The sequence below is a fragment of the Chryseobacterium sp. IT-36CA2 genome (genome assembly GCF_949767875.1).
In the GTDB taxonomy this organism is placed as follows: Bacteria; Bacteroidota; Bacteroidia; order Flavobacteriales; family Weeksellaceae; genus Chryseobacterium.
The window spans coordinates 497251-509777 of record NZ_CATKPG010000021.1 but is presented as its reverse complement, the minus strand read 5'-3'; the positions used below and the strand labels follow the sequence as shown (position 1 = coordinate 509777).

At 36.8% G+C, this 12527-nt stretch carries 15 protein-coding genes; 4 read left to right on the top strand and 11 right to left on the bottom strand.

The features are described from left to right. Positions 1 to 28 precede the first annotated feature (28 nt). The 10 genes from ACM6F9_RS13740 to ACM6F9_RS13695 all read right to left on the bottom strand — a co-directional run bounded on the left by ACM6F9_RS13740 (position 29) and on the right by ACM6F9_RS13695 (position 6921). The gene (locus tag ACM6F9_RS13740; RefSeq protein WP_034691980.1) at positions 29 to 355 is read right to left on the bottom strand and encodes an SUF system Fe-S cluster assembly protein; all 327 of its coding nucleotides are present in this window, start codon (positions 353 to 355) and stop codon (positions 29 to 31) included. 3 nt (positions 356 to 358) lie between these two features. Beyond that, entirely contained in the window at positions 359 to 1060 is a 702-nt protein-coding gene (locus ACM6F9_RS13735) for a 3'-5' exonuclease (RefSeq protein ID WP_414846232.1), read from the bottom strand. Positions 1061 to 1079: 19 nt separating this feature from the next. Further along, positions 1080 to 1427 (bottom strand): tRNA-binding protein, encoded by a 348-nt coding sequence (locus ACM6F9_RS13730; RefSeq protein ID WP_034691975.1) that lies wholly within the window; start codon positions 1425 to 1427, stop codon positions 1080 to 1082. Further along, a complete protein-coding gene (locus tag ACM6F9_RS13725; RefSeq protein WP_121486642.1) occupies positions 1424 to 1933 on the bottom strand; it encodes a hypothetical protein in 510 nt (169 codons plus the stop codon). Before ACM6F9_RS13725 ends, ACM6F9_RS13730 begins: the two co-directional genes overlap by 4 nt. 146 nt (positions 1934 to 2079) lie before the next feature. Then, positions 2080 to 3090 carry a trypsin-like serine peptidase gene (locus ACM6F9_RS13720; RefSeq protein ID WP_414846231.1) on the bottom strand — a complete coding sequence of 337 codons (1011 nt, stop codon included), beginning with the start codon at positions 3088 to 3090 and terminating at the stop codon, positions 2080 to 2082. Positions 3091 to 3163: 73 nt separating this feature from the next. After that, positions 3164 to 4009, bottom strand: a complete 846-nt coding sequence (locus tag ACM6F9_RS13715; RefSeq protein WP_277693703.1) for a caspase family protein — start codon at positions 4007 to 4009, stop codon at positions 3164 to 3166. A gap of 274 nt (positions 4010 to 4283) precedes the next feature. Beyond that, positions 4284 to 4928 (bottom strand): response regulator transcription factor, encoded by a 645-nt coding sequence (locus tag ACM6F9_RS13710; RefSeq protein WP_129038916.1) that lies wholly within the window; start codon positions 4926 to 4928, stop codon positions 4284 to 4286. Next, on the bottom strand, positions 4925 to 5695 hold the full coding sequence (locus ACM6F9_RS13705) for a sensor histidine kinase (protein WP_414846230.1): 771 nt from the start codon (positions 5693 to 5695) through the stop codon (positions 4925 to 4927). Before ACM6F9_RS13705 ends, ACM6F9_RS13710 begins: the two co-directional genes overlap by 4 nt. A 13-nt stretch (positions 5696 to 5708) precedes the next feature. After that, positions 5709 to 6353 carry a hypothetical protein gene (locus tag ACM6F9_RS13700; protein WP_414846229.1) on the bottom strand — a complete coding sequence of 215 codons (645 nt, stop codon included), beginning with the start codon at positions 6351 to 6353 and terminating at the stop codon, positions 5709 to 5711. Positions 6354 to 6366: 13 nt separating this feature from the next. Further along, positions 6367 to 6921, bottom strand: coding sequence for a hypothetical protein (locus ACM6F9_RS13695; protein ID WP_414846228.1), 555 nt, complete (start codon positions 6919 to 6921; stop codon positions 6367 to 6369). Between the two features lie 245 nt (positions 6922 to 7166). Between ACM6F9_RS13695 and ACM6F9_RS13690 the strand changes: the two genes are divergently transcribed. Continuing rightward, positions 7167 to 8036, top strand: a complete 870-nt coding sequence (locus ACM6F9_RS13690) for an ATP-grasp domain-containing protein (protein ID WP_414846227.1) — start codon at positions 7167 to 7169, stop codon at positions 8034 to 8036. Between the two features lie 155 nt (positions 8037 to 8191). Here the strand turns inward: ACM6F9_RS13690 and ACM6F9_RS13685 are convergent, their stop codons facing one another. Continuing rightward, positions 8192 to 9016 (bottom strand): universal stress protein, encoded by an 825-nt coding sequence (locus tag ACM6F9_RS13685; RefSeq protein ID WP_414846226.1) that lies wholly within the window; start codon positions 9014 to 9016, stop codon positions 8192 to 8194. A 229-nt stretch (positions 9017 to 9245) separates the two neighbouring features. Between ACM6F9_RS13685 and ACM6F9_RS13680 the strand changes: the two genes are divergently transcribed. The 3 genes from ACM6F9_RS13680 to ACM6F9_RS13670 all read left to right on the top strand — a co-directional run bounded on the left by ACM6F9_RS13680 (position 9246) and on the right by ACM6F9_RS13670 (position 12521). Further along, positions 9246 to 10364, top strand: a complete 1119-nt coding sequence (locus ACM6F9_RS13680; protein WP_414846225.1) for a sensor histidine kinase — start codon at positions 9246 to 9248, stop codon at positions 10362 to 10364. Next, positions 10361 to 11125: a LytR/AlgR family response regulator transcription factor gene (locus tag ACM6F9_RS13675; protein ID WP_414846224.1), complete on the top strand. Its 765-nt coding sequence runs from the start codon at positions 10361 to 10363 to the stop codon at positions 11123 to 11125. The genes ACM6F9_RS13680 and ACM6F9_RS13675 overlap by 4 nt, the downstream gene beginning before the upstream one ends. 274 nt (positions 11126 to 11399) lie before the next feature. Next, positions 11400 to 12521: an efflux RND transporter periplasmic adaptor subunit gene (locus tag ACM6F9_RS13670; RefSeq protein WP_414846223.1), complete on the top strand. Its 1122-nt coding sequence runs from the start codon at positions 11400 to 11402 to the stop codon at positions 12519 to 12521. The last annotated feature ends 6 nt before the right edge of the window (positions 12522 to 12527 follow it).

Genomic DNA, 12527 nt, shown 5'->3' with positions numbered 1-12527 from the left:
TGGGGTTTTATATTGTTAAGACTATAAATTAAAGCATTCCCAGCTCAAACTTAGCTTCTTCGCTCATCATATCCTTATTCCAGCTTGGTTCGAAAGTAAGCTCTAAATCTACACTTTTTACATTCTCTACTTCAGCCACTTTATCTTTTACTTCCTGAGGAAGGGTTTCTGCCACAGGACAGTTGGGAGTAGTAAGTGTCATTATAATTTTTACGTCAGCATCATCGGAGATCTGGACATCGTAAATAAGCCCTAATTCATAGATATCTACCGGAATTTCAGGGTCATATACGGTTTTTAACACACCAATGATTTCCTCACCAATGTCAGCAATTTGATCGTCTGTAAATTTCATTTTTTAATCTAGATTGATATTCCTTTTCAACAAATCTTCCTGACGCATACGCCGGAAAATATTTGCCAAAGTTAAGACATCTTTTTCACAATAGTCAACAATTCTCTGCAAGTCTTTCTCTATGTAGTAAATTGATGAAACCATTGAGCCGTCAATATCATCTTTTGGAGTAGGAATTCCAAAGACATGGGCAAGCAATTCTAAGGATACAAAACTCTTATAATCCCCGAACTTCCAGAGTTCCATGGTATCTATGTGAGGAATCTCCCAGGGTTTTTTTCCAAACATTTGAAACGGTGCCGGGGGCTGCATTCCATTGATAAGATACCTTCTTGCAATCCAAGGAAAATCAAATTCCTTTCCGTTATGTGCACAAAGAATCACATTATAAAGCCTTGGGCTGTTGAAGATTTCTCCAAATTCCTGAAGCATTTTCTTTTCATCGTGCCCGGAAAAGCTTTTTATTTTTAATGTTTCATTCTTTTCAACCATTCCGATGGTGATACAGATGATTTTTCCAAACTCAGCCATAATACCGGCTCTGTCATAAAAATCTTCTGGGGATATATCTTCTTTACGCTGAAATTTTGTTTTTTTATCCCACAGATGCTGGTCGGTTTCGGATAAATCGTCCCATGAACCTGCCTGCGGAACGGTCTCAATATCAAGGAATAAAACTTTTTCTAAAGGTATGTTCTGTATCATATTGTGTTTTATTGGGTGTCTATCCTACTTGCATTCCATTTTTTGTGGGTAATGAAGGGGCTAAAAGCGTAACATCCTTTTTGTCTTCACCGTATAATCCCAGTACAAGACATTCACTGAAGAAATTGGCAATCTGCTTTTTAGGAAAATTAACAACGGCTAAAATCTGTTTCCCTACCAGTTCTTCTTTTTCATAAAGAGAGGTAATTTGTGCAGATGATTTTCTGATTCCCAGATCTCCAAAATCGATCTCCAGCTGGTAAGATGGGTTTCTTGCTTTTTCGAAATCATTCACAGAGATAATGGTTCCGCATCTGATGTCTATTTTCTCAAAATCTGCCCAGGTGATGTCTGGTTTTACTGTCATGGTAATTCGTTAATTAAATGTTCTACTTCTGTTTTCTGTTCTGCATATTTTTGTTGGAGCGCTGAACCTTCACCCATTCTTTTGTAATATTCCAATGCTTTACCGCCAAAGAATTTTTTATGAAAATCCGAAACCTCAGGAATCTGTGGAAAGACTTTATGAAAAAGCATTTCATAATACGCCTGAAATTCTCTTTCATTTTTGTCTTCAATTACCTGACCGGGGGCTTTTTGTCTTACATGGAGCATTTCGTGGGCAACCATGTTCAGAACAAGATTCAGATCAAAATCAAATAAATTTCTAGGGATCATTACTGTTTGCGGACCTCCCAGATCACCTTCTGCTGTAAGAAGCATTGAAGTGGGGGATAGCTCCTGCCTAAATCCGAATCCTGCAAAGTTTTCATGCTCAAGATCAAAAGAGTGGATCAGGTATTTTGCTGCATCCAGAATCTGATCATGTTCTTTATAGGCTTCAAGGTGTAAATTGATCTGCTCGAAATTCATCTGAGATATGTTTTATAACAAATGTATTAAAATATTGAGAATACAAAGAAAGATTACTTAAAAATGAAAATTATAATAAAATTAAATTTGAACAAAATAAAAATCCCGTCTTTAAAGACGGGATTCTATTAAAGCTAAAAAATAAATTAAGGATGTTCATTTCTTGCTCTGATGACCAGATTGACTAAATCTGAGCCGCCACTTGCAAAATTATCACTTGGATTATGGGCACTTTGAGTAGCCACGGCATACGGAGAGCCGTCCCAATATCCCCAGAAAGGACCTCCGCTTTGTCCAGGCCATATATCTGCTTTATGGCTCATGCTTTCGTTATCATCAGCACTCCAGAAATCGCCATCCAGTGCGATCCCAGTCTGGTAGGTTGGTCTTTGGGTTCCTGTAAGGTCTCCCGGATATCCTGCATGAGTCCAGTAAGCACCTCCATCCCAGGAATCTGAGTAGGATTTTGAGCCTAACCAGCCTGTGCTGTTTCCGATAGGTCTGTCTAATACAATCACTACATAATCATATTGAATCTCTGTAGAATCGATGGTAGGGCCTGCTACTTTATATTTGTAATACGTTAATGTACCCCAGGCCGTTCCATAAGGAGCGCTTCCATTGTAATACATTGGCGTGAACTTCAGCCATCCTGTAGTGTTATTAGGCTGCCAGTCTACAATATGAGAGCACGTAAGAAGGTGTCTTGGCCCGATCATTACACCGCTTCCTGACCCTAAAGAACTTTCTACTCTTCCAACACATCTCCACGGATAGGCCGTAGAATTATATACTTTTCTTTGATCTGCTCCAAAAATAGTTCTTGCATTTTCCGGAGTCAGGAAAGAATCTCTTTCAATGAATTTAGGTTTACGGTCTTTTTTAGGTTCGAGTTTCGGGTTGTATTCAAAATCAGCATGGGTAGGGTAGAAATGGTCAGTTTCCAGAGCTCTGTTTTCTGCTGTTTTTTCATCCATAGGCATTCCTATGGTTTTCATTCCTTTAGGAAAAGTTCTTCCATTAATGGTTTCCATAACCGGAAGCTGGCTGAATAATTTTTCGATTGCTGACGGTTTCTCAGTTGATTTTGCTTTTACAGTTCTAAGTCTTAAAACCTCTTCAGCGGTCATTGGGTTGTTGTTTTCAATTTTTGACATGATCATTATTTTTAATCTAGTGTGTTCCTACTCTTTTGATGGCTTTTCGGATTTCGCCTGTATAGTTTTATGATTAAGTGAATATTTTTTGTGAAAATTCTGCAGTAATGCTTTCAGTTTGGTTAATTTGAGCTGCCCCCATAGCTGCTAATGCAATAGCCACCTGCTTGTCAAGTGTTTTTCGGACGATATTACCATTGGTAGCACGCAATATTTTACAGAAGTGGTAGGTGAAGTATCCTCGTATTTGTCCGCTGATATTTCCTTCCATAGATACCTGATTATCTTTCGCAGCGGCCCATAATGTATGATTCATTCCGGCAACAGGGACTAATGCTTTAGTCAATACAGTTGATTTTTTTGAACTTTTAGAAGTTTCCATTTCACTGGCATACGTCAGATAAAACTCGTCTTCAAGCATTGGTGGAATATAACGGGCAGTTTCGTTGAGAAGATCTGCTTCTAATCCAAGATCCATTTTTCGGGTTCCTGTTCCGGAATAGCAGCAGTCAAAGATAACTTCCATATTAACCCCAGCTTTTAGCTTGCTGAGAACTGTTTTAAAATCATCATCACGAATAACTCCGTTATTGGCATAATCGTGTGGACAGATTGCTTCGTCCAGGCCATCCAGTTCCAGATCCGATCCGATATTCGCAACTCTGGTTCCGTGTCCGGAATAATAAAAAACAAGAGAATCTCCTTTTACGCTTGTGCTGATCATGGATTTCAGATAGTTTAATATATTCGCTCTTGTGGCATTTTGATTGGTCAGGATTTTAATCTTTGCCGGACTAAAACCACAGATAACCAATGTATTTGCCATATCCCTCGCGTCATTTACACAACCGTTAAGATCCGGGCCTCCGTATCCGATGGGTGCATAATCATTAATACCTACGATAAGTGCTTTTTTCATTGTATTAGTTTTAAAAATATTCCCTACTCTGTTTCGGCTTTTCGGGTTCTGCCTTTTGGTGTTTGTTTTTTTCTATGACAAAATTCCGTCATTCTGAAGGACGAAAACAGAGGAGAAAACCGTATTTTGAAAAAGGAAAAACACCTTTTGTATTGTAAATGAATGTGTTGTAAAATAAAAAACCGGCAGCTTGAAAAGCTGCCGGATGCATAAAAAGAATGTAAAGATGTTTTTTATAGAATAATAAATGAGTTTAAAAAGTTGGAATATTCAATCAGCACAGATCATGTTTCAAAGCAAAAAGCACCAACCCCGCTCTGTTTTTTATATCCAGTTTTACAAAAACCGAATCTCTGTAGCCATCAATGGTTTTGGGACTTAAGCACATTTTGTCGGCAATTTCCTTGTAAGTAAGTTCACTGCAGGCCCATTTTATAAACTCTTTTTCCCTGTCTTTCAGTTCGGAAAGAAGGGAAGCATTTTTCATTTCCTCTGTTTTTACTTTCAGTAGTTTCTGAGCTACAAAATCAGTATAAAAACTGCCTTTCTCAAATACGGTGTCTATAGCCTGAAAAAGGATAGAAGGCTGCATATCTTTCAGCAGATATCCTTTGGCTCCTGCTTTCAGCATTCTGATGAGAACTTTTTCATCATCATCCATGGTGAGAGCTATCACTTTTATATCGGGATAATGCTCGGTAAGCCATTCTGTGGTTTCTATGCCGTTTTTATAAGGCATATTAACATCCATCAGTACTACAGCGGGTAATTCAGAAGCTTTTTCCACACCAGCAATAAATTCTTCTCCGTTGGGATGATTCATAATAACCCGATATTGAGTGTTTTCTGTGATCATATTCTCCAGTGCTTTGGAGATTAAAGTATGATCATCAACGATCGCTATGGGAATAGTTTTCATAATAAATTTTTGTGATAGGTTATCAAAGTTTGTGTTCCTTTATTCAGTTCTGAGTGTATAGACAGTTCAGCATGAATCAGTTTGGCTCTCAGTTCCATATTTTTCAAACCTGAGCCGTCCTGAATACTGCTGGTATCAAAGCCTCTTCCGTTGTCGGAAATACTGATGTGTAATTTCTCACAGTCATCTTCTATCTGTATGGCAACATTTTTGGCTTTGGAATGTTTCAGAATATTGTTGATACTTTCCTGAACGATCCTGAAAAGGATGAGACCGTGTTTAGGAGAAATATCAATATCCTGCTTTTGAGTGATAAACTCTATTTTTAATAATTTCAGTTTTTGTATCCTTTGGACTTCTCTTTCTATGGATTCTGCCAATCCGAAATGAATAATCTGTTCAGTAATCAGTGTTTTTGATAGGTTTCGGATGTCCTGTATGCATTCGCCCAACAATTCATTCAGTTCGATGAGGTCTTCTTTTTCTGAACTTTTCAATTTGGTAATCAGCTGGTTTTGACGAAGTCGGACAACAGAAAGTTTTTGCCCCAGATCATCATGCAATTCCTGCCCTATGTAGTTTAAAGTTTGCTCTTTCATCTCTACCTGTGAAGTCGCCAGTTCTTTTTCGAACCGTAGATCTTTTTCCTTTTGAGCTATGAGCAGTGTTGTTTTTTTCTTGATAAAGACCGCATAGATGAAGATCATTGTCAAAACAACAATGAATAAAGTAATGGTGAAGATGATGACCAAATTATTCTCTTCCATATCTAAGAAGCATTTATCGGGTTTTTTCCTGTTTGTTTCCTAATAAACCGAATATCAGGATACTGTTGCTGATCAGATTCAGCATAAATAAAATGAAGAAATAAATACTTTCTGAAACAGTAGTTCTGAAAAATAGAATCGGAATACTTCCGATAAAAAAGATCAGCAGTGCCACTGATATCCAGAATGGCAGGTAATTATTGATTCCCAATATTTTATCCGAATTAAAAGTCTGATACAAGAACAAAATAATAGAAAATAACAACAGGAGAATGTCCACATATAGCATGTTAAAAGAAAAATGATGAAGCAGATCATCTTCTGTATAAAACATTACAATAATATTGAGAACAAAAAGAATCAGAATGATAATCTGTATCTTTTTGAGCAACGGAACATACAATAATTGGTAATAATACAATAAATACAGAAAAAAGACAATCATTAAAAAACCAATTACATAAAAGATGTCCGTAGGCATACTTGTCAGCCGGAAGTAGAAATAACAGAAAATATCGATCAGGGAAAACAACAGATATCCAATGATAAAAAACAAATTCTCTTTTCCGGTTTTTCTATATTTTATGATCATTAAAACCATTACTATAATGGAGATGATCATCGATATCTGTTTCCCTGTTTCAATATTCCAGTTCATAATTTTGTGTTTTTTAAGGCATTGTTCCTGACAGTGTTTTTGGTGGTGGTGCCAGATTGGTCATATTCATAGATTCTATAGAAGGCACATCTGTATTTTCTTCGGTGGAGGCGGATCTGGCCATTGCATTGGTTCTTTCTCGTTTTTGGGAGGTAGGAACTAAAAATATAGTCTGATAGCCTGCATATTCCGGTTTTGCCATTCTGTTTTTAGGATGATTCAATGGGTATTTTCCCATATAAATCCTGATTCCCGGATTTTTTAATTTTTGTTTCTTGGCATTTTCTTTTACATACTTTATATAACCTTCCATATCTTCCAGTGAGAACCAGTACCATCGCGAGTCGGGTTCACCATTTCTGGATTTCATAAGAACTTCATGATTGGTTCTGGTGTATTCATCAAAAAGAACTCTGCCTTCACGATAGCTGATCAGTTTCTTTTTATAACTGTTACTAACGGGTTCTTTAGGTGGTTCGGAGCAACGGGTACAGCTTAGCAGACAAAAAGCCAGAATAAGCGCTGCACACAAAGGTGTTAAAATCTTAGTAAAAAAGTAAGTTTTCATTTTTATGGTGTTTAATTTTATTGAACAAAATTAGCTAACGGTACAACTATAAAAAAGAGGGAAAACACTGTTTTTATCCTTTAATAAATTTACGACTTTTTGATATTCAGTTGAATGTGATTTGTCGATTTGTTTTTATTTTATGAAAATATTCCAGTTGTATCCATCAAAATAGAAAAATCTGTGTCTCTGTTTATTCATGAGGGATTCCGAAATTGAATCACCAATACAACTCAAAAAAAAGTATGAAAATCACTATAACAGGCTATAAAAAAGAAGAAAGATTCTCACAGGGAGTAACCAATGATGAAGATACAGAACTGATTAATTTTTTAATAAATAAAGGCTTAGATGTTGTTCCAACCATCTGGAATGATCCCAAAGTAGTTTGGAGCAGTTATGATGTAGTTGTCATTAAATCTCCATGGGATTATCATAACCATCTGAATGAATTTCTGAACTGGTTGAACAGTCTCAAGAAATCTGGAGTAAGAGTACTGAATCCTGTCGAAATCATCCAATGGAACAGTGATAAACACTATCTTAAAGATGTTGCAGAAAAAGGACTTCCGGTAATTCCTGCAGAATATCTTGAAAAAGGATCTGTATTGGAAAGACTTTTTTTTAATCATTTCAATACTGAAAAACTGGTGGTAAAACCCTGTGTAAGTGCCGGAGCACAAAATACAATTACAGTAAGCAAAGAAAACTTTGACGAACGTTCTTCAGAAATTGAAATCCTTCTGAAAGAACAGGATTATATGGTGCAGCCTTTTGTAGAAGAAATCAAAAATGGAGAATGGTCATTTCTTTTTTTTAACGGAAAATATAGCCATTGCTCATTAAAAATGCCTAAACAGGGAGATTTCAGGGTACAGCATTATCATGGCGGAAGCATCAGTTATCCTGTACCGGATCCTTTGCACATAGAACAAGCGGGATTGTATTTGAAAAGTCTGCCACAGGAAACTCTTTATGCAAGAGTAGATGGCGTTCTAATCAATAACTCATTTCACTTAATGGAACTGGAATTAATAGAACCTTATTTGTTTTTGAATGGAGACCCTGGGTTATTGGAAAACTATTATCAGGCATTGATTGCTTTGACAAAATAATTTTATATGGTTCATCTGTTTGATAATAATATGAAATTAAAATAAAAACAGGACCGGAAATTAATTTTCCGGTCCTGTCAAACAAGATTAAGTGTAAAATTTAGCCTTTAAAGGCAAAAAAGGATAATTCAAATGAGAACAGATTTTTATTGATCTTAATCTATGTTTAGGGGGATTGATAGTAATGGTATTTTATTCTTATAAGCCATAATGGCTGTTTTGCTGCGATGGAAAAGAGACTCTACAAGGTTATATTTGTATGGAACCATTGTCAGAAGATCTGGATTGGTCAACCTGATTTCCTCTTCAATAGCTTTGATAACCTCGATGGATTGAATCATTTTAAAGCTGTATTTAATGTCATCCAGATCATATCCGGAATTCAGATCAATATCATGAATAACCTCCGCAAAATCCTCCAGGCTTTCACTTACATTGAATACCTCAACTTCAGAATTAAACTCATTAATGAAATAATAAATATCATTCATGGCAGACCAGGTCATACTTTTGTGAGTATCATAAGCAAAAAGAATTTTCTGAATTCCAGTATATTCTATGTGTGCGGGAACAATTAAGATTGGCTTTTTAATCCTATGAATGGCCCTTGTAACACTATTTCCTAAAAGCTTTTGCTCAAGAGTTTTTTCTGCCATTCCCATCACTACAAAATCACATTCGTTGAGTTGTATACAGTTTTCAAGTTCTTCAATAAAATTACCGGAAGCCAGATGATGTGCGGTTTCTATAATATAAAGAGCCTTTAGTTCAGCTGCTTTATCTTCTAGTTTTTTCTGATTTTTAAGCGTTTGCGTGTAGAAAAATTCAGCAGAAGCCTGTGCATTCAAAGCATGGATAGAAACGGTTTGCAGATTAAAAAGGATAATCCTGTATTTGTTTTCTTTAGCCATAGAAGCTGCATAATGAGTCGCGTTTTCAGCTTCCTGGGAAAAATCTGTGCAGACAATTATTGTTTTCATTGTACCGGATTTAATACCACAAAACTATGATAGACAGTTATTCCCTTACTGTAAAAATAGGGTGATGTTGCATAAAATGATGATGAAATGTCTTTTTCAGGTGATGAACCGTCACATCCATTTGAACACTCCTATTTTACGTTTCAGGCCCCGTTTTTGTGGTCTCGCCTAAAATAGAGGATACTCATATAAAATCTATTTCTATATTTACATTCATAAAGTCCCGGATATGAATAGGATTTCTACCATCAGAAAAAATATAGTAAGAAATAAGAAGATTCTTTCCACCATGAAAAGGAGGCTCGTAATCTGGGCTTTAGCAGTGGTCACTTTCTGTGTTTTTTCCTATCTTATTGATCCCTTTGACCCCGTTTGGAAAGGATATCTGGATGCTCCATTGAAGATGATTCTGGAAGATGCTACATGGATTATCTTTTTTTCAATCATTATTTCGGAGGTCAGTATATTTATAGACAGAACACTCAATAAGTGGCTTCCCTGGAGAAACAGAACCGTAAAACGACTGTTTATTCAGTGTTTGCTCCAAATCGTGGGAAGTGTCATGATTGTGATTATTATTAATTCCATCATAGACTGTACCTCAGTAACATTACCTGAAATGGATTCCCGCAAAGAATATACGCTCCTGGGACAATGGATCGCAACCAATATTGTAATATCATTGATTATCAGTGCTTTTAATACCGTTGATTATTTATTGGAAAATTGGAAAAAAACAGCAGTAGAAGCCGCCCAGCATAAATTGAGAGCTTCTAAACATAAACAGGCTGCGATGGCCGCAGAACTTCAGGCACTTAAGCTTCAGATAGATCCTCATTTTATTTTCAATAACTTAAGTGTGTTGTCAGAACTTATCCTGGAAGACCAGCAGCTGGGATATGATTATTCTGAGAAATTTGCGAGAGTATACAGATACCTTTTAGTCAATTCTAAAAAGGACATCATTGCTGTAGAAGAAGAACTCAAATTTTTAGAATCCTACATTTTTCTGATTGAAAAAAGAATTGGAGAAGGAGTGGTATTCAAAATAGATATCCAGGAAGAATACAGATCCAGATTCACCCTTCCGCTGTCTTTACAATTGTTGGTTGAAAATGCCATTAAGCACAACCAAACCTCTAAAGTAAATCCTCTGGAGATTCACGTTTATACAATCCCTGAAGGAGAATTGGTAGTTTCTAATACATTCCTGCCTTTGATCAATAAGCCGGATTCCTCAGGAGTAGGACTCACCAATATTATTGCACGATACGAAATCTTAGGATATCCTAAGCCTGTGATTGAAAAAACTGAAGATAAATTTATTGTAAAACTCCCATTGATATGAAGATTAATAAAGTTTTAATCGTTGAAGACGAAAAACCCAATGCTGATAGGTTAAAAAGACTGTTGTTGAAGTTAAGACCCCATATCGAAATCCTGTCGGTAGAAGACTCGATAACCTCAACAGTCCACTGGCTGGAAAATAATGTCGTTCCGGATGTTATCATGATGGATGTACGCCTTGCAGATGGGCTGAGCTTTGAAATATTTAATAAACATGAAGTTAAAAGTGCCGTTATTTTCACTACAGCCTATGATGAATATGCAGTACAGGCATTCAAATACAACAGTGTGGATTACCTTCTGAAACCTATTGAAGAAGAAGAACTGGATGCTGCTTTAAAACGCTACGAAACCTTTATGGAATCTGTTCCGGTAGTAGGAACAGCCATCGAAGGACTCTTAAATTATATCCAGCCGAAAGATTACAGAAAACGTTTTCTCATCGCTCACAGAGATGGATATAAAACCGTTCTTGCAGAAGATATCCTATACTTCTATACCGAATTGGGAATCAGCAAGGCCATGTTGAATACCGGAGTAGTAGAGAATGTACCTCAAACATTGGAAGAGCTTGAAAAACAGCTGGACCCCAAATTCTTTTTCCGCGCCAACAGACAATTTATCATCCACATCAATTCTGTAAAGCAGATTTTTAATCATTTTAATGGAAAACTAAAGCTTGAACTGAGGAAACAACCTGATCTGGAAGTCATTGTAAGCCGGGAAAAAGCTTCCATTTTCAAGTCCTGGATGGATTATTAATTCAATAAAAATATAAACGAGATTGCTTTTACCTAAAGCAATCTTTTTTTTTCGTTTCACTTATGAAATACATTAATTTCACTTTGATGATTTCACTCTTATTTTCACCCGAAAATCTCTTTTTTATCATAATTATAAAGGAAAATAGCTGTTTTCCTTTCATTTTTACTATCATACGTTTCACCTGCAATTAACGACACTTCACCCAACTTCTGAATGAATATCACTATAAGATGAAGTTATTTTGCTCCTGTAAAATTTAAAAACTCATGTTATGAATTACAGAAAAGGATATCTGGTACTTTCACTTACAGCTGCAGCGATATTGTACTCATGCGGTTCGGGGAATGGCCAGGAAAATGCCCAGCAGATGCAGCAGGCATTGCCCACAGATTTTATCCAGGTGAAGTCCGGAGATGCAGACGTATCTACAGGATATCCAGGAAGCATAGAAGGGCAGGACAATGTAGATATTAAAGCGCAGGTGACTGGTTATCTGGAAGCAGTATATATCAAAGAAGGACAGTATGTAAGCAAAGGACAGACCCTTTTCAGAATAAATCCATCCGTATACAATGAGCAGGTAAACACCAGTACCGCCGTTTTAAAATCAGCTATTGCGGCACAGGAAACAGCAAGACTTGAAGTGGAAAAGCTGAAACCTCTTGTAGAGGGAAAAGTAGTTTCCGATATGCAGCTGAAAACAGCACAGGCAAGTTATAAAGCAGCAGCAGCACAGGTAGCACAAGCACAGTCATCATTAGGATCCTCAAAGATCAATGCTAATTTTACCTATATTAAAGCACCGGTGAGCGGATATATCGGAAGAATTCCGAACAGAATAGGAAACCTCATCAGTCCTTCAGATGCTTCACCTCTGACAACACTTTCAAGCATAAACAGTGTGAATGTGTACTTTTCAATGAATGAAGCTGATTTTATTGCACACAGCAGAGCAACGGCATCAGGAAATACCGCAGAAAATGTAGAGCTTATCCTTGCAGACGGTTCCACCTATTCTCTTAAAGGAAAACTGGAAAATGCCAGCGGAAACTTCGACAGAAATACCGGAAGTATCCAGATGAAAGCTGTTTTTCAAAATCCGGATAAATTATTAAGATCAGGAGGAACGGCTAGAGTCATGATTCATAATGCGCTGAGTGGAGTTGTCAAGCTTCCGAAAACATCGGTGAAAGATATTCAGGATAGATTCTTTGTCTATAAGCTGAATGGTAAAGATAAAGTGAAAATGACTCAAATTACCGTTTCAGGAAGCACCTCTCAGGATTACTTCATCAAAGAAGGCGTAAATGCTGGAGATAAGATTGCGATCAACAGAATTGATGCCCTTACAGACGGAGCACAGGTTGTTGCGACAACAGTTCCTTTGAAATAGTTGTAT